This is a genomic window from Singulisphaera sp. GP187 (genome assembly GCF_900129635.1).
Classification (GTDB): domain Bacteria; phylum Planctomycetota; class Planctomycetia; order Isosphaerales; family Isosphaeraceae; genus Singulisphaera.
Window position 1 is genome coordinate 100743 of sequence record NZ_FSRB01000001.1, and the last position, 24777, is coordinate 125519.

Consider the following 24777-nt stretch of genomic DNA (forward strand, 5'->3'; position numbering starts at 1 on the left):
CGTCCCCTTCCTTCTCAGCGCTGAAAGACAGGTAAGTATTTGTACGGAAGTTGCAGGATGACGACGGCGATCGCGGTCCCGTAGACCTGTCCGATCCCGTCGCCGTTCCACGAGCCGTCGCCCCCCTGCATGGCGATCAACTGGTCGCGGGTGGCGGGGAAGTACTTGTCCCAGTACTCATCGCCCGCCATGTAGAATCCTTGGGCGGCGTAGAGGTGGGAGTAGAACGCGTGGCCCCCCCCTTTGTTCCAGCCTTCGCTGGCCCGGAACTGGCCCCAGACGTATTTCAAGCAGTCGGTCGCGATCGGGCTCTCGAACTGGCCGGCGTTGTAGAGGGTGGCCACGGCGGCCGCCGAGATCGCGAGCCGCGGTCCGCCCCCGGCGGAAAGCGAGTACTGGATCCCCCCTTCGGGCGTTCGGCACTTTTCGAGGTAGTTCGCGGCCTCGTCGATCACGGCCTTGGGGACGAGGAACCCCGAGTTCTGCGCGGCCCGCAGCGCTTGCACCTGGGTCACCGTGACCGAACCTTCGTCCCCGCCGCCGGGAATGTAAGTCCAGCCCCCTGCGCTGCTCTGGCCCTGGCTGGTGAGTGTCACCGCCTTGCGGACCGTCTCGCCGACCTGGCGGCGGAGCGACTCCTTGGTGATCATGCCGTAGACCGACGCCAGAAACATCAAGGCGAAGCCGTGCCCATGCATCGGCTGTCCGCTGTCCTGCGACGGCCCGGTAATCAGGCCGGTCGGCGTGGCGCAGCGGACGAGGAATTCGACGGCCCCTTGGACGTTCCGCGAGTATTTGCCCCGGGTCGGCGAGTTGCCGTGGGCCAGGAAGGCGGTTCCGGCCAGGCCGGTCATGGCGACCGGGTACGCCTGGCCGCCGCCGGTGATCCAAGACCCGTCGTCGGCCTGCTGCGCGGCGAGGTAGTCCAGGCCCTTGGTCACGGCCCGCAACGCCTCGGACGTCACGTGCTTGGGGAGCACCTCTTTCTCTTGCGCCCCGAGGTAGCGGGTAGCGAGGGGGCCGAGTCCGAGCAGCCCCGCCCCGGCCAGGGGGGCCGTGCCGCAGCCCTGCAAGAAGGCGCGGCGGAGCAACAACCGCCGATCTCCGTCTGTGGTTCGCGGACTCATTGGGTCGAGGCCCTCCCGGTTTCCACCGGAATCGGCGTCGAGTCGAAGCGGACCATCAGCACGACCCGCACCGGGATCGCCTCGAACCGCGCGGATTCCAGACGCTTTTGTGCCGGCGTCTCGTCGTCTTGGGGCGGCCCGTAGTTGTAGGGCGAGGACGGTTTATCGCCCGGCGACGTGCTGACGCGAACCCCGGCCACCGGTCCCAGCTTGGCGCGGCTCAGCTTCGCCAACCGTTGCGCCTGCGTCTCGGCGTCGGCGATCGCCTTGCCGTACGCCTCTTCCTCCAATTTGTCGAAGTCGTCGAGGATGAACCGGACGAGCCCGTTCGATTGATTGAAGCGGCCGTAGTAATAGGCGGCGTAGGGGTCCTGAGTGGACCCGACCTTCCCCCCCGCGTCCTGGGCGACATCGAGCAGCTTGGCGACGAGCTGCAACAGCGCTTCTTCATCCAGTTTGCGGATGTTTGAACATTTGATAATCAGCTTCCGGGTGAGCTGGACTTCCGTCTTAGCCTTGCGACTGGGCTGGGAGTCGAAGAAGTAGGGGTTAAACTGGGCCCCCTTCTGGTCGACGTGCAGGCCCCGCTCCTCCACCGTGACGTTGTCGAGCTTGAGGGCGACGAACGCCTCCTGAAGCCGTCGTTTGGCGTCTCGGTATTTGACGATCGCGTCGGCGGTCAGTTCCGAAGAGGCGGTGACCTCGATGTCGATCTCCAGCCGGTTCGGCTTGGCCGAGACCGATCCTTTGCCGGTGACGGCGAACCCCTGAAAGTTCCCCTCCGAGCCTTGTCCGAAATACTGGGCCCAGGCCGGACGCGACGCCCCGGTGAGCGCCAGCGCCACGACGATGACCGCGATGCTCGACCTAGTCATCCGATATCCTCGTCTTGGGGGTCGCCGGGCCCGCGTCGACACCACCGACGGCCACGGCCGCGGGCGTCACGATCGGGTAGGCCGAAATGGTGCGGTTGGTGACCGCCAGAAGTAAAGGTCCGTTCAGGTACAGATCGCCCCCGTCCGAGCCGGTGTCGTCGCCCCGGAAGATCCGTCGGACTTCGCCCGTCTTGGGGTTGATCTCAAAGATTCCGCGCGGGGTGAGCTGCCAGAGGCCGCCCGGTCGGACGAGGACCTGGTTTTCCGCACTGCCGCCTGGCACGCGGGTCGCCCAGACCAGCTTCCGAGTGCGGAGATCCAAGGCGCTGAGCTCGGGGCCGCCGAGGTATAGGGCCTGGTCGTCGACGCCGACGATCCGCGCCGACTTGGCGATCGGCCGGTCCCACAGCAGCTTCATCTGATCCGAGTCAATCGCGTAGATATGCTCCGACTTCGTCCCTTTGGCGAACAAGGCCTCGCCGGACCGAACCGGCGTGCTGCTGGCGGTCGTCGGCTCGGTGTCCGTCATCCGGTAAAAGAACCGGTTCATGGAGTCGGGCGGGTCCGTCTTGTAGCCGTAGCCCCAATCGAGGTCCCCCGATTCGGCGTCCAGCCGCGCGAGGACGCCGACGTGCGTGTCGACGTAGACCGCTCCGGCCTGGTGGAACAGCCGTGGCTGGGGCGACGTATCGCTCATCCCATAATAAAAATACTGCTGCCCTTGTCGCGAGACCCCGATTTCTGTCTTCCAGAGCAGTTTGCCGTCGTGGGCCCGGATCGCCAGGACATACTGTTGGGGCTGGCCCTGCTGCTGATTCATCGGGGTCTTGGCCGCGACGAACAGCGTGCCGCCGACCAGGATCGGCGCTCCGACGAGGTCGACCTGGGCGTAGTCGGGCAGAGACGTCGTCTGCCAGACGACGTCCCCATCATCGGTCCGTCGGCAGACCAGGCGGAACGGGGCCATCTGGTTCGGATCATTGAGGTCCCGGGTCAAGGTCCAGAGATGGCTTTTCGAGGCCACCATCGTAAACCGGGCGGGGTTGATCATCCGGGCTTGATTTTGCGTTGCCGGGATATCGAGGTTGTGGAACGATGCCGAGCGCCAGATCAGCTTGCCGGTGTTGAGGTCGAGCGCGAAGATGTATCCCAGGAAATTCGCGTAGAGCCGTGACCCGTCGACCGCCACGGCCGGAATCGCGCCGCTCAGCGGATTCGCGTGCCATTGGGTCTGTTCCGCGGGGGTCATCCCGGCGACCACCGACTCGCTGAACCGCATTTGCCAGACGGCGGGGATGGTTTTCGAGAGGTTGGGCCCTGCCTCCGACCGTCCGGCCGACCCCGCCGGGGCGAGATCCTTGGCCGCCTGGTGCTTCGAAGTCCCCTCACCCAGGTAGCGGGTCAGATGCTCGGCGGCCGGAGCGGTTTGCCCGCCGAGCGTCACTTTCTCCCCGGCATAGCGATCGGCCAGGTCGCGACGGAGCGCGACGATCTCCGCCTGCCGCCCCGCGCGAGCGAGAGCGAGAGCTGCCTTGACCGCGATCAGGGCCGGGGAGAGGTCGGTGTCGGGGCGTTCCCGGAGCACGGCCAGCCAGCAGTCGGCCGCCCGGTCAAACCGTCCCATCTCGAAGTAGAGGTCACCCAGGCGATCGGCCGCGTTGTCGCCGATGGTCGTGGGGAAATAGGCTGAGTAGATCCGTTCCAGCGTCTTCAGTTCGGTCGGCCCCTCGGCCTCGTCGAACAACTTTTTCGCCTCATCGTCGTAGAAGAGGCGATAGGCGACCTGGCCCTCGGGCGAGAGTTCGCCGAGCACATCGCGGCGCTTGCGGGCGACCGGAATGATAAACCCCTTCTGGCCGTCGACGAACCGGAGCGCCTGGGCGTCGGGAATCGAGTAGAGCGACTTCAACGCGCGTTCCCAGGCTCCCCGCCTGCGGAACCGGTCGTAATCATCGAACGCTTCCTTCACCTCGCTGGAAGCGGGCGGCATTTGCAGGGGACGATCCGGCCGGTCGTTCGTGACCTTCTCGGGATCGTCCTCTTTGGCCTGCCCGAGCACGAGTGCCGGAAACCACAAGAGTGTCATGATCGTAAAACGTACGACTTTCATGTCACTCCATTGTTCTAGGATTTATTGGCTCAATCGGCACATGAAACGTCGCGACGTCGGAGTCGACGGCTCGACGAACCACCGCAGGCCAATTCTCTGAGTTTCGCCTTGGCCACGATCAGATGTTTTAGATCGACTCTCGGAAGTTCGTCTTACTTTCGTCGAAGGTCGGAGTCAATTGCAAGTGAATTCCTTAAGAAATCTCAACGCACCACGCGAACCGAACCACCAGCCCCCCTCTCTGAACCGTTTCCGGCCGAGGGGCGACCGCGCCTAACCATTTTGAGAAAACAGGTTTAGGGACGCGCCGGAATCGCTGTTCCGACCCGTTCAGGACGACGGTCGGACTCGGATTTTTAGCAAGGCTTAGGACCGTTTGGTTCACGAAATCCGGATCTGAAGCGAATCCTGTTGCCATGTCATGGTGATGCGTTCGCGCGGCGTCCGGATCCATGGCGTTCCCTCTCTTGAGTTTGCGGTCGTTCCGCGCGCATTCTGGCTTCGTCTTGAAGTCTCGGTCTCAGCCAGTCGAAAACCGCGGGTGCCAAGCGACGTCCGATCCTCGGTCGATTTCGCCTCGATTGCTTTTGGTTCTGAGCACCCGTAGTCAGGGAGCGATCCCTTCTTGCCACAGAGCCTCCAAGTCGAGTCGTCGGGTGAACATGTTCAGGTTTCCGTCTGGAGTCCGGGGCCACTGTTCCTGGGGCCGATCCCAGTACAGTTCGACGCCGTTCTGGTCCGGGTCCCGGAGGTAGAGTGCTTCGCTCACCCCATGGTCGCTGGCCCCGTCGAGCGGGATGCCCGCCGCCAGCACACGCCTTAACGCTTTCGCCAGCGCGGCCCTTGTCGGGTAGAGGATCGCGAGGTGATACAGGCCGGTGGTGCCGGGCGAGGGGGGGGACCCACCATCGCTCTCCCATGTGTTCAAGCCAATATGGTGATGATAACCCCCCGCCGAGAGGAACGCCGCCTGGCCCCCGAATCGCTGGGTCAGTTCAAACCCAAGAACGCCGCGGTAAAATCCCAACGCCCGATCCAGATCGGCGACCTTCAGGTGGATGTGGCCGATTCGTACGCCCGGATCAATGGGCGGAATATTTGTGTTTTGATTCATGAGAAAGTGTCGCTCCTGGCGAGAAAAGCACGGTCTCGATCGAGCGAGATCCCGGTCGCGCCGCGCGACCGTTGCGGGCACAATCGTGTCGACAGTTCTGTTTTCCAGCCTGGACGGGGCGATCGTCAAGAACCGGGAATGAAACTCATGTTCGACCTTGTCAAGACATGAGAGGGACGGGACCCTGCGTCCAAGGTGAGTGGCCCCGTCTTTCTGAAAACGGGCAAGGTCGTCAACATGTTGACAATCGCCTTCGGGACGGAACGGAGTTTGGCGTTCAGGGGACTTAGGCAATACGCGGGGGATCGAAATCTTCGCTCCGGCCCTGTTTTGCAACGGTTCGCGTTGACCCGATCGCGGGACTGTGCTTCGATGGCGGCGTTGTTTCGCAGGGTGGCGAAGCTTGGTCTCCTGAAGCGATCCGAATGACGTTCAACCCCCGTGTCGATTTGCGGGTCCCCTTCGTCGAGAAGGAGGACGCCAAGGCCCTTGGGGCACGCTGGGATTCCCAGAAAAAGCTCTGGTACGCCCCGCCGGGAGCCGACCTCGATCACCTCAAACGTTGGGTCCCCAAAGACGCCAGAGCCCCGACTTTCTCCGTCGCGATCGCCAACCCCGACGAGGAATCCGAGAAGGGCATCTCCCTCTCGGATTTATTGTCCCAGGTGAGAGGGGTGATCGAGGAGGGCCTACCGACCGCGGTCTGGGTCCGGGCCGAGATTAGTGAGCTGTCGGGCAAGAACGGCAATCTCTATCCGAAGTTGACCCAGCGCAACGAGCAGGGCGACATTCTCGCCCAGTCGAAGTCGGTCATCTGGAAGAGTCGGGCCGCGGCGATCACGCAGAAGTTCATCGAGGCGACCGGCGAGGGATTGAAGCCTGATATCAAGATTCTTTGCCTGGTCAGGATCCGGTTCGACCCGCTTTTCGGTCTCGACCTGATCATTGAGGACGTGGATCCAGCCTACACGGTCGGCGATCTCGCCGCCAAGCTCGCCCGGATTCGGGAATGGCTGGTCAGGGAAGCGCTGTACGACCAGAACCAGGGTCTTCCTGCGCCGGTCGAGTTCGTCCGGGTCGCCGTCATCAGTCCCGAGAGCTCCGCCGGCCTGGGCGACTTCCGGCGCGAGACCGACCGGCTCCACCACGCCGGGCTCTGCGAATTCCTCTTCTTCGGGGCGACCTTTCAGGGAGTGAACGCGCCGTCCTCGATCCGTTCGGCTTTGAATGAGGCGCTCGCCGCCCACCGCCAGCGCCCGTTCGACGTCTTGGTCATCATCCGGGGAGGCGGGTCGGTCACGGACCTGGCCTGGCTCAACGACCTCGAACTGGCCCGGCTGGTCTGTCGTTCGCCCATCCCTGTTCTGACCGGGATCGGGCACGAGCGCGATTCGACGATCCTCGATGAGGTCGCTCATCGCCGGTTCGATACGCCGTCGAAGGTCGCCCTCTTCCTCACCACCACGATCCGGGACAACGCCTTGGCGGCGATCAATGCGCTCGCCCAGGTCAAACTGCAAGTTGCCCGGATCCTCACCCGCGAGCGTACGGCGCTCGCCACCCAGGCCGATCGGCTCGAAGCCGGCGTTCGGTCGATGACCCAGCAGGCTGAGGACGATCAACGGAAGTTCCTCGCCGTGGTTCGCACCGCGACCCACTTCCAGTTGCGCGAGGCGAGCCAGTCCCTTGAGGCTGGGTTGATCCGCCTGGTGGATCAGGCGGAGCAAACGGTCAGCGAAGCGGAATTCACCCTCAAGCAGTCGATGGAGTCGGTCGCGCACCGCTCTCAGCTTCAACTCGGAACCCAGACCGCGACGATCGAGAAGGTGGCCAGCGCGATCGCGCTTCAGGCCACGGCGAAGATCGAGGCGGCGGGCTCCGAGCTCGAGCACCGCCAAAATCAACTCGCCAGGGCCGCGGGCCGCTGGTTCAAGACGGCGCAGGGTGATCTTGAAGAGTCGCTCGGCGCCATGGCGGTGCGTGCCGTCACGACGGCCGAGGCTGCGAAGCACGGTGTGGAGACCTATGCCCGGATCGTCGTCGGGCTCGGTCCCCAGGCCACGCTCCGCCGCGGTTTCTCGATCGTCCGGGACGAGGCGAACCGGCCGATCACGAGCCGGCAGGGGGCGATTGGGATTGCGGAATTCACCGTGCAGTTCCACGACGGGCACGTGTCGGTCGCCAACCGAGATTTTGATGGGGGACGCGTTAGATGAGCAGCGACCTGGACAGCACCAGTTTCAACAAGAACTACAAGGTTTTGAAGGAGACCGCCGACTGGCTCTCCGGGCAGAATGAGCCGGACATCGATCAGCTCGTCCCGAAGGTCGAGAAGGCGATGAAGGCGTACACGATCTGCAAGGACCGGCTGGACAAGGTGCAGGCCACCTTGGGGCAATACTTTCAGCAGGATGGGACCGTGGCGGACTCAACGGTCCCGGTGGATGGTGACGGACGGGTGCGGAAGGCGCGAAAGGCGACGCGGTCTGAACCGGATCGAGAGGACGAAGACCCCGCGTTCTGAACGGCGTGCCGGCCGCCCGCTACCGGAGCTCACGCCAGTTCGGCAGGCCCTTCTTCATTCGCTTGGTCGCGAGGGCCGGGTCGAACGCTTCGGGGTCAAAGTGGCCCCCAACCCAGATCAACATCTCCTTGTGCTCTGCGTGATCCGGGTCGGCGATCGCTTCGAGGAACTCGGCGTAGCCCCAGAGGCCTCCCACGTCCTCGGGCGGGCAGGCGCGTGCCCCTTCGAGGCAGACGGGATACCGCTGGCCTGGTTCCGCGGGCAGGCGTCCCTCGAACAGGACCGCGTGTTCCCAACTGTCCCCGAAGTCGTACTCGTAGGTGAACCGGAACGGCCGGCCATTCTGAGGCACGATTTCGCTCAGCATCGTGGTGGTGGAGTTGGCATAGTTGAGGTCCTCGAAAGTTTCGCGTAGGAGCATCGGGTCGCCATAGAGTTTGTCGTTGATCTCGAAGTGGTGCAGGTGGGAGTTGGTCCAGCCCATCGCCGTCTGGATGAGCTCGTGGAGGGTGTCGAGCGTGCAGTCCGCGACCTGGATTCGCCGCCAGATCGTCGGTTGCGAATCGACCAGCGAGACCCGCACCTGGTAGACCTCGGTAGGCGCTTTCGCGGAGCGAGACGTTGCGGACTTGGCCCGGCCGACTTCCACTGTGCCGGGTGGCTCAAGACCGGTGGACTCGGGTTCCGAACTCTGGACCCAGGTCCACTCCGTCTTGATCCCCAGCTCGGCGCGCACGTGATAGTACAAGGCGCTACTGATCGTCCCGGCGTGGCCTGACTTGACCCACCTCAAATTGATTTGGTGGTGGTCGAGGTTCGGATTCTTCCCGAGGGCGTTGCGAAGGAAATCGGATTTGGTCTCTTTCTTCGGACCCGTCTTCTTGGCCATGCGTCCCTCCTGCCGTGCTCAGCCTGATGAAGTGTTTTACGACTCCCGTAGGTTGTATGGCGATAATTTGATTTTTAATAAGTAAGCAAAAGGCGGTCGGCCACGACCTCGCCCTCGAGCGACTGCCCGCCCATCTGGAACCGCCGGAGCATCGACCGGCCGCAGTTGACCAGCGCCTCGTGCTCGAACAGGTCGTTGGGGATGGGAATCGCGCAAATCTTCTCGCCCGTCCGCTTGGTTCCGTCGATGCTCAGCGCCACCTTCACGCCGCGTGCCTTGCATTCGCCGATGACCCGGAACAGCCGTGAAAGGCGAAAGGACTGGGCGCCGTAGAGGATGGCCTGGGTGTCGGTGTAGGGCGGGTCGCAGTAGACGAAGTCGCCCGCCTTGGCCTGGCTCATCGCTTCCTCGAAGTCCGCAAGCAGGAACGTCGTTCCGGCGGTCCGGCGCGACCACTCGCGGACGCGCAGTGCGAACTTGGTGGCGGGAATCGGGGTATGCACACCACATCGCGTCGACATGTACCCGTCTCTTTTGCGGAACCGGACGACACCACCATAGCAGGACCGGCAGAGGAAAAGTAAGTCGGCCGCGTTGGGGGCTGCATTGAACGACGCCTTGATCCGTTCGTACTGGGCGACCTTCTCGCCGCCCATCATGCTCGCGCGTCGCTCCGCGTACCATCGGATCAACGTCTCTGGGGCCCGGTGAAGGGTCTGCCAGATCTCGGTCAGGGGCGGGAACACGTCGGAGCCGACGGCCTGGGCCGGGGCGAGCGTGGCGAGCACGCTCCCGCTGCCGATGAACGGTTCATAGTAGGTGCCGAATTGCGACGGAAAGTAAGAGACGATATTGTGTGCAAATCTTTGCTTGTTGCCGACCCATTTGAGGAGTTGGCTCTTGAACGGCTTGACGCGTCGTGATTCTGGTTCCTCGAACACGCCAAGCGGCACGGCTGCCCCCTTGCGAAGTCGTGGTGTCGGGTTCTCTCCCTTTATTCTGTTTGATTCCATCTTAGTCGGCGGGGAAGTGAGTGCAATTGGATTGTATCGCGGTGGCCGGTTCTGGTGAAATTGAGCGATGGACCTGACTCTGCTGAGCGTGCTCGGGATCGTTCTGGCCGGTGGGTTCACTGGGGTGCTCGGGGCGGTCCTCGGCACCGGTGGCGGCGTTCTGCTGATTCCGGTGCTGGTGCTGGGCCTGGGCGTACCGATGCACTACGCCGTGGCCACCAGCATCGTGTCGGTCATCGCCACCTCCAGCGCGGTGGCCAGCACGAACGTCGAGCGAGGCACGGCCAACATGAGGCTGGGCATGACGCTGGAGGTGGGCACCGCCCTGGGGGCGATTGCCGGGGGCCTGACTGCCGCCTGGCTCGCGCCCCGAGTCCTCGAGGGCCTCTTCGCCCTGGTCCTGCTGCCAACGGCCGTGTTGATGTGGCGGGGACGCGGGGAACTCGACGAGGCTGTCGCCTCGGAGGGCGAACGAGCGAACCCCTCGTTGATCGGGCCACCTGAACGCGTGCTCGGAGTCCTGGACGCTTGGTATTACGATGAGACGGAGGGGCGATTCGTGGCGTATCGGGTCCGACGCCTCGGGGCGGCCTTGGGGATTTCCTTCCTGGCCGGGAACCTCTCGGGCCTGCTTGGGATCGGCGGCGGCGTGTTCAAGGTGCCTGCGCTCCATTTGCTCTGTGGCGTACCGATCCGGGCGGCGGCGGCGACCTCCAACTTCATGATCGGGGTGACCGCCGCCGCCAGTGCGTTTCTCTACTACGGGCGGGGCGAGGTCCGACCGGCCTTGACGGCCGCCGTGGTGCTTGGCGTACTGGGCGGGTCGGCGGCGGGCTCGGCCCTGAACCGCCGGGTCCGGGGCGCCTTGGTGCGCCGGCTGTTCGCGGTGCTGCTGGCGGCCGTCGCCGCTCAGATGCTCTCCCGAGCCATGGCGGGGAGGCGATGATGGCCCGGGACGAGGGGACGGGCCGGCTGGAGCACTGGGTCCACCGAAGCCTCCTGGCGGGCCTGGCCCTGAGCGGACTGCTGCTCGTCGCCGGCCTGGTCCTGGTCCTCATGCGAGGCCAAGCCCGCCCCGAGGGGCGCCCACCCGCCCTGGCCGTCATGCTCCAAAGGGGGTCCACGGGTGAGGGAACCGCGTTGTTGGAGTTGGGGTTGCTGATCCTGATGCTCACCCCAGGGCTTCGGGTTGCCGTCCTGGCACTGGGATGGGGGCTGGCGGGCGAGAAACGGTTCTCGACCGTGGCGTTGATCGTTCTCGGATTGCTTGGCCTGAGCCTCTTCCTCGGGGTCGGGTGAGGCGGGAATCGAACCTGCTGCCCTCTCGACACTTGGATACTTCCATCGCGAGAATCAAGCACGCCACGAGATCAGGTTCCGAGGGTTTACCGATGGCTGATTGGATTAACCTGTTTTCTGAGATCCCCGCCGACCTCTCGGAAGAGCTCTTCCAAACGCTCCTCAACGCGCCCGGCCTGCGGATCGAGCGGATCGTCTCCCGGGGCCACGTCTCTCCCGAGGGCTTTTGGTACGATCAGGAGACGCACGAATCGGTGCTGCTCCTGAGCGGGGCGGCACGCTTGACATTCGAAGGCGAGCCGCCGATCGACTTGGTGCCAGGTGCGTTCGTTAACATCCCCGCGCGCCAGCGGCATCGCGTGGATTGGACCGACCCAACGCAGCCGACGGTCTGGTTGGCGATCCACTACGGGGCCGGGGTGGCCCCGAAGCTGTAACGTCGTGAAGCGACAAACGTGGCCGTCGCGGCGCAGCTGAAAATGTATTTATAATGCGAGTATCTAGATTCGTGTGGCGGGCCAGTCTGATGTTTTCATTCGGCTGAAAGAGGTTTTTGATGCCGAGTGGGAGGACGCGACGGACCAGCCGTTAGGCGGGCTCTTGGATTGAGATTTGGTGTAATGACGTACGTGGCACCCAGGGCTCACGCACAATAGAAAAGAATGTCGCGGCTACATGTTTAGCGGTCGGTTTGCATGTGGGCCTCGACGAACCAGAGCCACTTGTCGATGCCGCGTGAGACCTCGGTGAACAGGTCGGCCGTGTCGAGATCGCCGAGATCACCGGACTGGTCGATGGCTTTTCGTGCCTTGGCGCCGAAGGCGGCCAGCGCCGAAGAGAGGGCCTCGACGTGGCTGCGGCCGTCCGCCGCATGGAGCCAGGTAGCCAGGCACTCCAGTTGAGACGTCTGGGAACTTCAGTGAAGATGGGTGGTCGACTGTCGAGCTTGATAGACAATCCAGGTTTCCTGCCTTGCCCGCCTTTGAGCATTCCAGTTGCGTCCGTTGCGGCGGCCATGGCCGATTGCCAGTGCGTCCCGGCGCGCCCAGGGCGGAGGTTTCCTGTTCTGCCGTGGGAACGGCGTGGTGGCCACGGAGGAGGGTCGGGCGATCATCGGGCTGCTCGGGGCGGCTGGACTGGATGAGTTGTTGCCGGAGGGGTGAGGCTGGACGCAGGGAATGGCGATCCCCTACGGGTCGGTTCCCCTCCGGGTTCGCACGGGATATCCCCGACCATTACGCGCTTCGCCGCTGTCGGGCTGCTTATTCTTCCCCTCGCCGCGTGATTTCGAGCCTGAACCGGCTGTGGATCAAACTGAAAATGAGCGTAACGCAGATCATCGGCCCGGACATGATCGCTCCGAGCAGCCCTCCGATGCGAATGCCACGAATCTCGGGCGGCGATTTCGATAGCTCGCTCGATTGAAGAAGCGGTGAAAACAGCAGTTCGAGCAACTTTAGGACGGCATCGGGGAAAAATAGGCACAACAACGCTCCCAAAGCCAGGATCGCTCCGCTCACTACCGCAGCCGAATCCACAAAGCGCTTTCGCACGTGCCGCCGAACCAGAGCGAAGCGGAATTTCCTTGTCAGTGCGAGATAGAGGCTCAGGGCGAAGAAATCGAAGAGCGGCATTAGCCCGAACAACCCGATGAAGCTCGGGCTGAAGCCGATGATAGTCTCGAGAGACCTGAGCAGGGTCAGGTTCAGGGCGGCGAAGGCGATCATCCAGAGCAGCAGCGATATCCGGAACATCGGCGACTCCTTTTTGCCGGATGATACGGCATCAGTCCGATGAGAGCAAAGAGCTGGGCGTCCCGGCCAAGAGGCCACTTCCGCGTCAACCTATCGCTCCTCGCCTGTTTCCTACGCCGTCACCTAGGCGATCCACCTGCTAACCGCAGGTCCGGAAGGAGCCAGGTGAAGGAGCCAGGTGAAGGAGCCAGGTAGCCATGCACTCCAGTTGGGACGTCTGAGAGCGTCAGTGAAAATGGGTAGTCGACTACCGATAGCAAGGACATGCATTGTGCTACCGGCCTGAGTGATGTTAGATCGTCGGAACGAGCGTTTCGTCTCGAGTTTTCGGCCCATTTTCACGCGCGGACTGGACTGTCCCGGCGACTCGATCCCGCCTTTTGCCGGATCGCACTCCGGCGGCCGGCCGCAGGTCGTAGGGAACCACTGTGGACAAGCGGGGCCAGCTTGCGCTCGCGCAGCAGTCGATACCACGGAGGGACCATGATTGAACCGATTAACCCCAATCGGAGCCGGAGACCAGGCATGATGGATGTGGGCTCGTCCGGCAAACTGCCACGGTCTTACGTGCGGGCCGGACAACCCCCCAGGTTCGCCAGGTGGTGCAGTCCCAGGCGGTCGGCCACCTCACGCAACCGCTGCCGGCTCGAGGCGAAGTACCGCCCCAGCAACCGGCCACGACTCAACTTCAACAGCCGCGCCGACCACGACTCGCCATCGCTCCCCAGCCGAGCGAACACCCCGGCAAGCTCGCCCGAGATCGACGCCTTGCCTGCCCGGAACAGCCGACCCGTGTAGTCGATGAGTAACAGATAGTTCCCCAGCGTGAAGCCCTCGACCATCCCCTCGCGCGTCGAGTCCAAGCCGCGGCGATCCTCGATCGGACAGAGCCAGAGCGACTCCTGACCGGAGGAAACCGCCTGCGCGGTCACGCTCCCCGATTCGGCGGCCTTGAGCGTCTCGACACGCCCCTGTTCCTCAACGTGTTCGACCCGCTGCTTGATCGAGGTGTGCTCACCCGCCTCCGGTGCCGCCACGAGGCCCGCCGCAACCGGGTTCAGGTCGATGTACGCGCAAGTCGCCAACAGCGCCTCTTCGTCGAGGATCGCCACGCTTTTATACCGCCCCTCGAAGAACGCCCCGCGCGCCCCTTCTTCGCGATTGACCAGCCGCGCCAGCGGTTCCTTGAGGCACTTCATGAACCAACTCAAGCTCTGCAATCGCTGGCGTGCAGTGGCCACCCAGCCTTCGTCCTTGAGCCGCCCCTCGACCCAGGCCTGGGAGACCTCAAGTGGCTGTCGCAATTGATCGCGTGGGGGAAAGAGCCGCCCCCCAGCGACGGACGACCTCCTCGTCGGACCAGGCTCCGGCGCGTTGCGGGTCGAGTCGGACCAGGACGTGGAGGTGGTTGTCGAGCACGGCGAACCCACCGACGGCGATGGAGAAGAGGTCCGTCAACTCCTGAAGCCGGTTTTCGATCCACTGCTTGCGGTCAGAGCCGCCCTCGCTGAGCAGGAAGGCGCGTCGGACGCATCGCGTGACGCAGTGATACCATCGTGTGACGTCGGGGTCGACGAGATGAGCGCGAGCGATCGTCATTGTTGGGTGTCCTGGGTGAATCTGATGAATCTACTATCTTCTGATCCAATGATCCAGAGTGCAACGCATGTCCTTGTCATCCATCCCCTCATCCCCTCATCCCCTCATCCCCTCATCCCCTCATCCCCTCATCCCCTCATCCCCTCATCCCCTCATCCCCTCATCCCCTTGTCATCCCGTGTCATCCCGTGTCATCCCGTGTCATCCCGTGTCATCCCGTGTCATCCCGTGTCATCCCGTGTCATCCCGTGTCATCCCGTGTCATCCCGTGTCATCCCTTGTCATCCCTTGTCATCCCGTGTCATCCCGTGTCATCCCGTGTCATCCCGTGTCATCCCGTGTCATCCCGTGTCATCCCTTGTCATCCCTTGTCATCCCGTGTCATCCCGTGTCATCCCGTGTCATCCCGTGTCATCCCGTGTCATCCCGTGTCATCCCGTGTCATCCCGTGTCATCCCGTGTCATCCCGTGTCATCCCGTGTCATCCCGTACGGAGGGCAATCCTCCGGGGCGACCCGGCCCTCAGTGGCGAGGTCTGGGCGGTTCAGTGAGCATGGGCGCTGGTCGCCGACCTTGATGGATTATCCAGATTCCCCGCCTTATCCTCTTTAAGTGCCTGGCTATCGACCGGGCATCAGCCAGGTTCCCCATTTTACCTTCGTTAGGTGCCTGGATGCCGACCGACGTCGTTCTGCTGGTTTTTACCCGGATTTATTGGCTTGCGATTTGTGTCCGGGTAATATTCGCTCGGTACAACAATCATAACCCACTACTGACGTGAATGACGTGCAATCCAACTCCTACACAAGCTTCGATGGCCATCGGCGCATCGCGTCCGGCCCGCTACAAGCGGTTGCCTTGGTGGTCAAGCTAGCCATCGAAGGCGGAGTAGTCTACCCGTTCTGATCTTCGATGACGCCACCGGTCGCTCAATTGACATCAAGACGAGAGGATCGAACGAAGAAGTGGTGGCACGGCTGGCTACCTCCAAACCTGTCAGCACAGAAGCTCCTGTTGACGATCCCCGAGGCTGAGGCCGCCCAAAGCTGGGGGGCGTTCCCTGCGAAGTGAAATTGCTACCTCAGCACTGAGAATGGCTGGCAACACAACTAGGCGGCGCGTCCGTGGCCCTGCGCAAACTGGTCGAGGAAGCCCGTCGTACTCACGCCGACAAAGACAGAACCTGCGAGACGTAAGAGTGTACATGTCACTTCATGTCAGCAATGGCGGGCGACCGGTCCGGATTTGAAGAAGCGACCCACGCTATTTGTGAATGACCGGACGAAGCTCAACGAACTCATCGCTACATGGCCGAGTGCCGTGCGTGACCATGCTACCTGGCTTGCGTTCAGCAATGATGTGCAGAATCCACTCGCCAACAACTGAATAAAACAATGCACATTTTTAGAAAGGATGTCGTGATGGTATCACATCGCAAGACGCTCGTCAGCGATGACTATTTTTCTCCGGTCCCCGATGAGATCGCGGCGGACGATCTCCCGGTCGTCGGCACACTTCCCCCCCAACTCTCGGGCCTCTACCTGCGGAACGGGCCCAATCCCAGGATCGGGTCAGCGCCTCACTTTTTCGCCGGAGACGGCATGGTACACGGCGTCAGGCTCGATGCCGGCGAAGCACGCTGGTATCGCAACCGGTATGTCAAAAGCAAACGAGACGGCGGGATCCGCGGCGGCGGCTCGTCCAATACCCACGTTTTCGCCCACGCTGGGCGAATCCTTTCTTTCGTCGAATCCGCCCTCCCGATCGAGCTTGACCGGCACCTCGAGACCGTCGGCCCGGTCGATTTCGGAGGTGTCAGGACGGCCTTCACCGCGCACGGAAAGATCGATCCCGGCACGGGCGAGCTCATTGCCTTCGGCTACCAGTTTGCGAGCCCGCATCTGACCTTCTACCGCATCGATCTCGCCGGCCAGGTCGTCGAATGCCGCGTCATCGACATGATCGCCCCTTGCTATCTGCACGACTTCGCGATGACAGAACATTACATCGTCTTTTTCGACACGCCAGCTCTCATGTTCAAGGAGTGGGGCGGCGGCGAGGTGCCGTTTCGCTGGCAGGAAGGGCGCGGCACACGCATCGTCGTCGTGCCGCGTCAAGGCGGCGAGGAGCGCTGGTTTGACGTGCCGGCGTGCCAATTGGGACATACGGCCAACGCCTTTGAGCGAGACGGGTGCATCGTGGTGGACGGGATTCGCACCGACCGCTTCCTGGCAGACATGGCGGCCGATCCACCAATGTTTCATCGCTGGGAGATCGACCTCACGCGAGGCGTCGTTACGGAGAGGACGCTCGACCGCCATCCTGTCGAGTTCCCACGCGTCGATGAGCGGTACAGCGGTCTCCCATATCGCTACACCTATGCCGTGGAGTTTCGCGATTTCGGACCTGCGAGCCCACCGCAAAGCTCCCTTCTGCGATGCTACGATGTCGAGACAGGAACATCGATCGCGAAGGACTTCGGGGTTCGCTACATACCCGGCGAGCCCGTTTTCGTGCCGAAGTCTTCAGATGCCGCTGAGAACGACGGGTGGGTGCTTTCGCTTCGCTACGACCGCGAACTTGATCGGAGCGACCTAGTCGTCCTCGATGCGACCGAGTTCGGTGGCGATCCGGTGGCCGTCGTGCAACTGCCACGACGTGTGCCTTTCGGGTTCCACGGGAGTTGGGTTGCAGCAATCTCGGAGTCAGCAGAGCAGGATGACAGTAAGTCCAAACAGAATTGTCCGTTGTAAGGTTGCGTTCCCGGAGAAACCAGAGGGCAAGAGAGGGCAAGAGTCGCCAGGCACTTCAGTGGCGAGGCCTGGGAAATTCAGTGGAGATGGGCGCCTGGTCGCCGACCTCGATGGATTTTCCAGGTTCCCCGCCTTACCCTCTTTAGGTGCCTGGCCACCGACCGCCCCGGGGTAATGGTCAATCCTCAGGTTGAAGCCCAATGCCCTGGATTTTGCCGGCCTTCTCCAGGGCGAAGGAGATCTTGAGCGTCTCGTTCTCGAAGACCGCTCGGTACCGCAACCGTACGCCTTCATCGCTCTCTTTCCGTTCCAGAAGCTGAAACTTCTTCAGGTCGCCGAACGAAGCAAGCCTCGCTCGATCTTCCTTGATCCGTGGAACAAGCGTCTTTTTCGACTGGTCCGTGAAGAGTTCGGGATCGAGTTCCCCCTTCAATGCCCCTTCAAGCACGCCCTTGAGGCGATTGGTGGTCGGCTCGTCTTGATCCGCGATCGGCTCCTCCGCTTTCGCCGCCAGCGCCGGCACCAACCGACCGGCGATTCCCTGCGCGAGGGCCCCCGAATGGCCCCCGTCCGCGTTGGTCAGGACGATGACGGTCAACTTGTCGTCCACGAAGCGTGAGAGTTGCGTGGAGAAGCCCGGAATGCCGCCGCCATGTGAGATTCGTCGATGCCCGTTGACCTTCGCGATCTCCCAGCCAAAACCGTATCCCGGCTCCCCGCCCTTGCTCAGTCGTGTCGGCGTCCACATCGGTTCCAGGCTCGTCGCCTCGAGCAGGACATGATTGCTGAGGGCGGTGTCCCACTTCAGCAAATCGCTGATGCTTGAAACGAGCATGCCTGCCGCAAACGGCTGGGTCGGGCTGACGTAATCCCCATTCCTCAGTTCCTTGGCATCCCAGTGGTAGCCCTGCGCACGGTTCGGGATGATCGCTTGGAGTTCGTTCACGCGAGTCTGCGTCATCTCGAGCGGCTTGAAGATGCGCTCCGCCAGGAACTCGCCGTAGGACTTGCCGGTGACCTTCTCGATGAGCATCCCCAGCAAGAAGTAGCCCGTATTGCTGTAGTTCCACTTCTCGCCCGGCGCGAATTCCAGCGGCTCCTTCGCCACCAGGTCGAGGATCTCGCGCTGAGCGTAGTCTTTCCGCGCCGTCTTGTGGAAATCTTGGACGGAGGTATAGCTCTTGATTCCGGACGTGTGGCTCAGCAGATGGCGGACGGTCACCTTTTCCCAGGCCGCCGGCAGATCCGTCAGTCGCTCCGTGATCTCGTCGTCGAGCGCGAGTTTGCCCTCACTCACCAGCATCATGATCGCGGTCGCGGTGAACGTCTTGGTGACCGAGGCGAGTTGGTAGACCGTGTTCTCTGTGGCCGGGACGCCGAGTTCCACATTCGCTAAGCCATACCCTTTCGCCAGGACCACATGTCCATCTTGCACGACGGCCACGGAAACGCCCGGGATATGGCGCTTCTGCATCACACGCTGGACGTAGGCGTCGATACCCTCGGATGTGGCACCCGTCGTCGCCTCGGCCTTGACCGACTCGGGGGGCCGAGGCACGTCTTGGGCCCGGGCGAACGACGCGTCTGAGACGATGGAGAAGAGAATCACGCCAATCAGGAATTTCATTGCAAGATCCCATTCATTCGTTTCGAGAGGTAGAGGGACCCCTCATGCCGAGAGGAGGTTGCTGTCGACGAGGCCTGCCCCAATACCATTCGGAGCGGATTCCGCGAAATTCGGGCTTGGCGTGCATTTTAACCCGATTCAGCGACCGTCAAGCGGGCACGCTGCTTCTCTCGATTCGATTCATCGGCATCGGGAGGAACGGGCAAGAGTCGCCAGGCACTTCAGAACCACCCGCCGCGAGCGGCAGGCGAGGCACCAACAACCGAATCCGGGTCGGCAACCCCTACCCGGCTTTCGGTGTTTCTTGCGTTCACTCACGCTTATCCATTGCCTCGCAAGCCACGACCTCGTAGGGCTTAAAGCTGGGAGATGCCCCCGTCGACGACGAGCTCGACGCCGACGATGTAACGGGATTCGTCGCTCGCCAGGAACAGCGTCGCCTCGGCAATCTCCTCCGCCGTCCCGAGGCGGCCGACGGGCACCTGCGTAGCGAACTTGGCCTTCCTCTCGCGTACCTCCTCCGGCGTGCCGCCGAACTTGTCCTGGATGGGCGTATCGATAGCCCCCGGGCTCACCGCGTTGACGCGGATCTTGCGGTCCAGAAGTTCCCGCGACCATGAGCGGGCCAGGGATCGCACCGCCGCCTTCGACGCGGCCAGAACAGAGAGCCCGGGGAGTCCGACCGTGTTGAGGAAGGACGTGTTGAGGATGACCGAGCCCCCCTCACGCAGGATCGGCGAGACCGCCTGCATCGAAAAGAAGACGCCTTTGACGTTGATGTCCATCATCGCGTCGTAGAGCTCCTCGTCGGTCTCAGCGAGCGGCGAGGCTTTGGCGACGCCGGCGTTGGCAAAGAAAATGTCGAGCCCGCCGAACGCCTCACCGATTTGTGTGGCGGCCGCCTTCATGTCCGAGATCGAGCGGGCGTCCGCGGCGATGACCAGTGCGTCGTCGCCTAACTCCTGCCGCACCTGCTCGAGGCGTGCCTTGTCGCGCCCGGTGACGGCGACCCGCGCTCCCTCGCGGGCGAAGAGCTTCGCAGTCGCCAGGCCGATGCCGCTCGTGCCGCCGGTGATCAGCGCCGTCTTGCCTTGCAATCTCATGTCAAACTCCTTGGATTAGGAAGGAAATCGATTCGGCCTGCCCGTCATCGAGCCCCGAGCGACGCCTCCTGCCGGGTCCGCGATGCGAACCTGCGGATGCGCTCGTGCTGATCCGCGAGTAGGTCCGCCAGGCGGGCTTTCACCGCGGCGAGGATGTGCGGAGGCGCCTCCTCCGGCGTGCCTGAGGTGAACGGCGGGGCCGGTGCGTACTCCACGGTGAGCTGGACCATCTTCGCGACGTCCTCGCCCAGCAACTCGGCAATCAGGGTCAGCGCGAAGTCGGCCCCCGCCGTGATCCCGCCGCCGGTGATCACGTTGCCATCGCGCACGACGCGCCCGGCGTCGGGGATCGCACCGAATTCGGCCAGTACGTCCCGGCACGACCAGTGGCAGGCGGCGCGACGCCCCTCCAGCAGGCCCGCCGCCCCGAGGATCAGCGACCCGGTGCAGACCGAGGTCAGGTAGCTTGCCGACCCCGCCAGGCGGCGGATCGCCGCCATGAAGCCGTCGTCCTCGATCGCCCCGATGACCCCGGGGCCGCCTGGGATGCAGATGACGTCGCAGCGCTCGATCACGTCCAGGTCGGCGAGGTTGCTGAAGGTCAGGCCGTGGACCTCGATCGGCTTTCCTCCCCTGGAGGCCACGATCAGCCGGAGGTCGGGGGCATTCGTGAAGAATTCGTGCGGGGCGGCAAAGTCCATGAGCTCCGCGCCCTCGAAGAGGGGGATCAGGATGCTGGTCATCGGCAAGTCTCCCGGGAGATGCAAAGGTTTGTGTCGGACGCGGGCCGCTCAAGGCCCCGTTCGCGTTCCCAACATCCCAGAAGGCGCCGATGGCGTAAAGGACAACTTTCCCTCGTTTCAGGTCATGGTGTTGATCTGGTTCGGGGATGGCGAGAAAGGCATACTTCCCTTAGATTGGGACGCGACGCATTCGAAATGCCTGCGAGGAAAAACGCTGATGGCCCAGCCCCGTACCAAGCGAAGTTCCGCGTCGAAATCCGGTCGCGCGGATGAAAGCGCAGGCCGCAAGGAGTCCACCCGTGACATCGCGTTCATGGTCTTCCCCGGCTTCCAGATCCTGGACCTGGGCGGGCCTCTGGCTGCGTTTGAGGTGGCCGGAGGGATCGCCGCCGACGAGCCCTACCGGCCTCATGTCGTCTCCCAGAGCGGCGGCCCCATCATCAGCTCATGCGGCCTGGAGATCGCGACTCGGACGATCCGGCCGGGGGCCTATGACACGTTCGTCGTGGTCGGTGGCGCGCCGCTCACGAGCCCCTCGGACATGAATTCCCTGCTGCACCGGACGGTCCGCGAGAGCGTCGGTGGAACCCGGCGCGTGGCGAGCGTCTGCACGGGGGCGTTCATCCTGGCCGGGGCGGGGCTGCTCGACGGCAGGCACGCCACGACGCACTGGAAGTACGCAACCCTGCTCCAGCGGCTCTACCCTCGCGTTAGGGTGGAGGGGGACCGCATCTTCACGAAGGACGGGGGCATCTGGACCGCCGCGGGCATCAGCGCCGGGATCGACCTGGCCCTGGCGATGATCGAGGAAGACCTCGGTGCGGAAGTGTCTCGCGCGACAGCACAGATCCTGGTGGTCTATCACCGCCGGCCCGGCGGGCAGTCCCAGTTCTCGGCCATGCTCGACATGGAGCCCGAGTCGGACCGCATCCGGGATGCCCTGACCTATATCCGCGAACATCTGACCGAGGCGCTCTCGATCGAGGATCTGGCGGAGGTCGCTTGCCTGAGTCCCCGCCAGTTCGGGCGGGTCTTCCTAGCCCAGACCGGGGAGACCCCGGCTAAGGCGGTGGAACGCCTCCGGGCAGAGGCGGCCCGCCCGAGAGTGGAGCGAGGTGCGGAGCCGATCGAGGCCATCGCCCGCGATGTCGGCTTCGCCGATCCGGAGCGTATGCGGCGAGCTTTCCTGCGGGTTTTCGGCCATCCTCCGCAGAGTATTCGCCGAATGTCCGTCGGTGACTCATCTCGGCAGCAATAGAAGGCCGGGGTGGCGTCCGCCCCGGCCCTTACGCTCACCGAGGCATGGCCTGTGAACGTCGGTTGAAAAGCGTATCGCCCAGTAAACAGATGTTACCTGTCTGAGCTCGGGTCGTCCACAGGGCCGACAGCTCAGCTACTCGACTTTCGTTCACGGGACTCGTGCTCGACACCTTCCTGTCACGATTCAAGCCATCCGGAGCGACGCGACCACGCTTTGCCTCCTTGAGCCGATAACTCTCACTGCCCGTCTCCACGATGTGGCAGCGGTGCGTCAGGCGATCCAACGCAGCCGCCGTCAAGCTCGCGTCCAACAGCACTTCCGTCCAACGCTCGGGGGGAAACAAAGGGGCCATTCCAATAGTGTTCGGCACGAAATTTGCGCCATCTCCACCCAGGCCAATCTTGCCCTCAAGGGCCGAAAACGGGGATTTCGCAAGGACTTTCGGCACAGAATTTGCGCCTTCTCCACTCAAGTGCATCTTGCCGTCATTTTGGCAGGGCCTTGGGAATGGCAAAACGCTCAGCAAAACCTCTGAAACCCCGAGATATCCAGGGGTTGAAGTACGTCGAGCGGTTACTGCCGCTGCTCGACCAACTCCACGATGTCGGCTGCCAACGCGACAGGTCCGGTAATCGCAGCCTGCATTACGATCAGTATTGCATGCTCGTCTTACTCTTCCTCTTCAACCCAGTCCTCCGTTCCTTGCGCTCCTTGCAACAGGCGAGCACACTCAACAACGTGCAGCGCAAGCTCGGCTGCGCCCGGGCCTCGTTGGGGTCGCTCTCCGAGGCCGTCGAGGTCTTCGAACCCGAGCGGCTGCGCGGCATCATCGAGTCCCTCGCCGCCGAAGTGAAGCCCGTCCGCGACGTGCGCGGCGGCCACCTCGCCCATGCCCTGACGGCCGTCGATGGCAGCGTGGTCAAGACGCTCAAGACCATCGCCGAGGCCGCCTTCATGAACGACAAGAACGGCGGCTCTCACAGCGGCTGGCGACTCCACACCCACTTCGCCATCGACCGCCACGTCCCCACCCGGATCGAGGTCAGCGCCGCTGCCAACAGTGGCCATAACGACGAGAAGAACCGACTCCGCGCCGCCTTGCAGTCCGACCACTGCTACGTCCTGGACCGTTGGTATGCCCAGTTCACCCTCTGGAACGACATCGTGGCCGCGGGGAGCAGCTATGTTTGCCGCATCCGCGACAACAGCAACCTCAATGCGGTCATCGAAGAGCGCCCGGTCTCGGCGACAGCCGCGGCTGCCGACGTCCTCCGCGACTTCATCGTGGACCTCGGCGCCGCCAAGAAGCCCGACGAGCGGCCGGCCCATCGGGTGCGGGTGATTCTGGTGAAAACGACGCCCCACACCAAGCGTGGGGGCCGCAAAGGGGGCACGGCCGGTCCTCCCAGCGACGGCGTGCTGCGGATCGCCACGAACCTCCTGGATGTTCCCGCCGAGGTGATCGCTGACATCTACCGACACAGGTGGACAATTGAACTCTTCTTTAGATTTTTCAAGCACGTGCTCGGCTGTCGCCACCTGCTGAGTACGCATCCCAAGGGGATCGAGATCCAGGCGTACTGCGCGATCATCGCGTGTCTGCTGATCAGCCTGTGGACGGGCCGCAAGCCGACGCTCCGGTCTTACGAGATGATCTGTCTGTACTTCGCAGGCTGGGCGAGCCTTGAGGAACTCTTGGACCATATTAGTAAATTAAAATCTGAAGAGACGTAGTGCCCGCGGCTCGACTCCCAAGTCCGCGGTGTTCGCTGCTGCGCGGTGGTTTGTAGTTCACCCGAGTCGTCGGCTCGCCCCAGGTCACCGAGAACGTCCCGCACGCCTCTGCGGGGCGGCCGTGTCGGCCAGGCTTCCTCGCTTCAGGAAGACAGGGAGCTCACGCTCCCCGCTCGCCTGGGAGGCGAGCATGCGCTGGCCTGGTGGCTGGTTTCGCTTGTGCGAAAGGCAAGTGGGGAGCGTGAGCTCCCTGTCCCTCCCCCAGCAAAGCCGAAAGCTCGTGCCCACTGGGGCCGCAGGTCCCCCGCCCGCCCCACAGGGTCGTGTGAAACGCTCTGAGGGGGAGTTCCCCGGGTTGCCGGCTTGCCGTTGCTCGGATCGCCCCCCCCCACAGCAAACGGAGTGCCGAACACTATTGGGGCCATTCGTCAATATGCCCGCTGTCTGGGCAAGATAGGCATTGCTTGGGGCTGAGAAATGAGGCCGGAACGAATGATACGAGGATAAGGATTCCGTACGGGAGCTTTTCAGGCTCCTGTACACTGTTTTTGCGACGAAAGCCGTTGTACGCCCGCTCTTGGCCTTGTGCCATTCGGCCCGGAGGCCGCTCGCGGCCCGGTGTCAGACACTGGCATCGGTCCGGTCACGGCCGGTCGATCCGCACCGCGTCGCGGAGCTGAGTGCCACCTTGGTGCGACCCGTGTTAAATATGCCGTTTGAGTTTACGTGTGCCACCTCGATCGGCAATCCCTCGATCAACGCCTTCGCATGCGACATGTCGGCCGCCTGGCCCGGCGTCAGGATCAGCTTGGCGGGCAGTCCGAGGCCGCTGACGGCGCCATGGATCTTTGTCCCAAACCCGCCCCGACTGCGGCCGAGAGCTTGCTCGGCCTGGCCGCCGGTGCCGTCCTCTTTTTGGGGGCGCCGGCGGCGCAGGGGTGCGCCCGGATGATGGTTGAGTCCAGGATGAGCCATTCCAGGTCGGGGTCCTGCAGCGCCTCAAATATCTGTTGCCAGATCCCCTTGCGAGACCAGCGGTCAAAGCGTCGCCAGGTCGAGTTTCAGTGGCCGAATCGCTCGGGCAGGTCCCGCCATGGGGCCCCGGTCCTGGCGATCCAGAGGACGGCGTCGACGAAGAGGCGGTTATCCTTGGCGACCTTGCCATGCTGGCCTGGCTGTCCAGGCAGGAAGTCCTGGATCCGGGCCCAATCGTCGTCCGAGATGGCGTGGCGCTGTCGCATGTCGGGTCCTC

General features: G+C 63.3%; 20 protein-coding genes and 4 pseudogenes. 9 read left to right on the forward strand and 15 right to left on the reverse strand.

All coding sequences use genetic code 11. The annotated features are described in order from the left end of the window. Positions 1–14 precede the first annotated feature (14 nt). The 4 genes from BUS42_RS00330 to BUS42_RS00350 all read right to left on the reverse strand — a co-directional run bounded on the left by BUS42_RS00330 (position 15) and on the right by BUS42_RS00350 (position 5226). Positions 15–1127 carry a prenyltransferase/squalene oxidase repeat-containing protein gene (locus BUS42_RS00330; RefSeq protein ID WP_074304417.1) on the reverse strand — a complete coding sequence of 371 codons (1113 nt, stop codon included), beginning with the start codon at positions 1125–1127 and terminating at the stop codon, positions 15–17. Beyond that, complete coding sequence (locus BUS42_RS00335) at positions 1124–2002, reverse strand: SIMPL domain-containing protein (RefSeq protein ID WP_074304418.1); 879 nt, start codon at positions 2000–2002, stop codon at positions 1124–1126. Before BUS42_RS00335 ends, BUS42_RS00330 begins: the two co-directional genes overlap by 4 nt. Next, positions 1995–4112: an outer membrane protein assembly factor BamB family protein gene (locus tag BUS42_RS00340; RefSeq protein ID WP_074304419.1), complete on the reverse strand. Its 2118-nt coding sequence runs from the start codon at positions 4110–4112 to the stop codon at positions 1995–1997. Before BUS42_RS00340 ends, BUS42_RS00335 begins: the two co-directional genes overlap by 8 nt. Positions 4113–4719: 607 nt before the next feature. Next, the gene (locus tag BUS42_RS00350) at positions 4720–5226 is read right to left on the reverse strand and encodes a VOC family protein (RefSeq protein ID WP_074304421.1); all 507 of its coding nucleotides are present in this window, start codon (positions 5224–5226) and stop codon (positions 4720–4722) included. Positions 5227–5651: 425 nt separating this feature from the next. Here BUS42_RS00350 and xseA point away from each other — a divergent pair, with 425 nt between their 5' ends. Next, positions 5652–7442: an exodeoxyribonuclease VII large subunit gene (gene xseA / locus BUS42_RS00355; RefSeq protein WP_074304422.1), complete on the forward strand. Its 1791-nt coding sequence runs from the start codon at positions 5652–5654 to the stop codon at positions 7440–7442. Further along, positions 7439–7750, forward strand: a complete 312-nt coding sequence (gene xseB, locus BUS42_RS00360) for an exodeoxyribonuclease VII small subunit (protein WP_074304423.1) — start codon at positions 7439–7441, stop codon at positions 7748–7750. The genes xseA and xseB overlap by 4 nt, the downstream gene beginning before the upstream one ends. 19 nt (positions 7751–7769) lie before the next feature. On the opposite strand, the gene BUS42_RS00365 is transcribed toward xseB, so the two are convergent. Together BUS42_RS00365 and BUS42_RS00370 are read right to left on the reverse strand one after the other, a co-directional pair. Then, a complete protein-coding gene (locus tag BUS42_RS00365; protein ID WP_074304424.1) occupies positions 7770–8639 on the reverse strand; it encodes a plasmid pRiA4b ORF-3 family protein in 870 nt (289 codons plus the stop codon). Positions 8640–8713: 74 nt separating this feature from the next. Further along, a complete protein-coding gene (locus tag BUS42_RS00370; protein WP_074304425.1) occupies positions 8714–9592 on the reverse strand; it encodes a DNA adenine methylase in 879 nt (292 codons plus the stop codon). A gap of 127 nt (positions 9593–9719) precedes the next feature. Here BUS42_RS00370 and BUS42_RS00375 point away from each other — a divergent pair, with 127 nt between their 5' ends. The 3 genes from BUS42_RS00375 to BUS42_RS00385 all read left to right on the forward strand — a co-directional run bounded on the left by BUS42_RS00375 (position 9720) and on the right by BUS42_RS00385 (position 11388). Then, positions 9720–10598 carry a sulfite exporter TauE/SafE family protein gene (locus tag BUS42_RS00375; protein WP_074304426.1) on the forward strand — a complete coding sequence of 293 codons (879 nt, stop codon included), beginning with the start codon at positions 9720–9722 and terminating at the stop codon, positions 10596–10598. Further along, positions 10595–10951 (forward strand): DUF1634 domain-containing protein, encoded by a 357-nt coding sequence (locus tag BUS42_RS00380; RefSeq protein ID WP_083670003.1) that lies wholly within the window; start codon positions 10595–10597, stop codon positions 10949–10951. Before BUS42_RS00375 ends, BUS42_RS00380 begins: the two co-directional genes overlap by 4 nt. A gap of 92 nt (positions 10952–11043) precedes the next feature. Beyond that, positions 11044–11388 carry a cupin domain-containing protein gene (locus BUS42_RS00385; protein WP_074304428.1) on the forward strand — a complete coding sequence of 115 codons (345 nt, stop codon included), beginning with the start codon at positions 11044–11046 and terminating at the stop codon, positions 11386–11388. A gap of 825 nt (positions 11389–12213) precedes the next feature. On the opposite strand, the gene BUS42_RS00395 is transcribed toward BUS42_RS00385, so the two are convergent. The 3 genes from BUS42_RS00395 to BUS42_RS00405 all read right to left on the reverse strand — a co-directional run bounded on the left by BUS42_RS00395 (position 12214) and on the right by BUS42_RS00405 (position 14304). Next, positions 12214–12705: a hypothetical protein gene (locus BUS42_RS00395; RefSeq protein WP_074304429.1), complete on the reverse strand. Its 492-nt coding sequence runs from the start codon at positions 12703–12705 to the stop codon at positions 12214–12216. 563 nt (positions 12706–13268) lie between these two features. Further along, positions 13269–14009 carry a hypothetical protein gene (locus BUS42_RS44585; RefSeq protein ID WP_074304430.1) on the reverse strand — a complete coding sequence of 247 codons (741 nt, stop codon included), beginning with the start codon at positions 14007–14009 and terminating at the stop codon, positions 13269–13271. Continuing rightward, the gene (locus tag BUS42_RS00405) at positions 13993–14304 is read right to left on the reverse strand and encodes a hypothetical protein (protein ID WP_074304431.1); all 312 of its coding nucleotides are present in this window, start codon (positions 14302–14304) and stop codon (positions 13993–13995) included. The genes BUS42_RS44585 and BUS42_RS00405 overlap by 17 nt, the downstream gene beginning before the upstream one ends. A 777-nt stretch (positions 14305–15081) precedes the next feature. On the opposite strand from BUS42_RS00405, the pseudogene BUS42_RS46230 reads away from it, so the two are divergent. Together BUS42_RS46230 and BUS42_RS00415 are read left to right on the forward strand one after the other, a co-directional pair. Next, positions 15082–15690: pseudogene (locus BUS42_RS46230) on the forward strand (DUF2239 family protein). 35 nt (positions 15691–15725) lie between these two features. Continuing rightward, positions 15726–17057 carry a carotenoid oxygenase family protein gene (locus tag BUS42_RS00415; protein ID WP_074304432.1) on the forward strand — a complete coding sequence of 444 codons (1332 nt, stop codon included), beginning with the start codon at positions 15726–15728 and terminating at the stop codon, positions 17055–17057. 178 nt (positions 17058–17235) lie between these two features. On the opposite strand, the gene BUS42_RS00420 is transcribed toward BUS42_RS00415, so the two are convergent. The 3 genes from BUS42_RS00420 to BUS42_RS00430 form a co-directional block, all read right to left on the reverse strand. After that, entirely contained in the window at positions 17236–18684 is a 1449-nt protein-coding gene (locus BUS42_RS00420) for a serine hydrolase domain-containing protein (protein WP_083670004.1), read from the reverse strand. A gap of 356 nt (positions 18685–19040) precedes the next feature. Further along, positions 19041–19787 (reverse strand): glucose 1-dehydrogenase, encoded by a 747-nt coding sequence (locus BUS42_RS00425; RefSeq protein WP_074304433.1) that lies wholly within the window; start codon positions 19785–19787, stop codon positions 19041–19043. Between the two features lie 44 nt (positions 19788–19831). After that, the gene (locus tag BUS42_RS00430) at positions 19832–20530 is read right to left on the reverse strand and encodes a DJ-1/PfpI family protein (RefSeq protein ID WP_074304434.1); all 699 of its coding nucleotides are present in this window, start codon (positions 20528–20530) and stop codon (positions 19832–19834) included. A gap of 217 nt (positions 20531–20747) precedes the next feature. Here BUS42_RS00430 and BUS42_RS00435 point away from each other — a divergent pair, with 217 nt between their 5' ends. Then, the gene (locus BUS42_RS00435; protein WP_083670490.1) at positions 20748–21788 is read left to right on the forward strand and encodes a GlxA family transcriptional regulator; all 1041 of its coding nucleotides are present in this window, start codon (positions 20748–20750) and stop codon (positions 21786–21788) included. Between the two features lie 211 nt (positions 21789–21999). Here the strand turns inward: BUS42_RS00435 and BUS42_RS44590 are convergent. Continuing rightward, positions 22000–22116, reverse strand: a pseudogene (locus BUS42_RS44590) (ATP-binding protein); the annotation flags it as partial. 182 nt (positions 22117–22298) lie between these two features. Between BUS42_RS44590 and BUS42_RS00445 the strand changes: the two are divergent. Beyond that, positions 22299–23525, forward strand: a complete 1227-nt coding sequence (locus tag BUS42_RS00445; protein WP_074304436.1) for an IS4 family transposase — start codon at positions 22299–22301, stop codon at positions 23523–23525. 732 nt (positions 23526–24257) lie between these two features. On the opposite strand, the pseudogene BUS42_RS44595 reads toward BUS42_RS00445, so the two are convergent. Both BUS42_RS44595 and BUS42_RS46235 read right to left on the reverse strand, forming a co-directional pair. Next, positions 24258–24649: pseudogene (locus BUS42_RS44595) on the reverse strand (IS5 family transposase); the annotation flags it as partial. After that, positions 24650–24766, reverse strand: a pseudogene (locus BUS42_RS46235) (IS5/IS1182 family transposase); the annotation flags it as partial. Between the last annotated feature and the right edge of the window lie 11 nt (positions 24767–24777).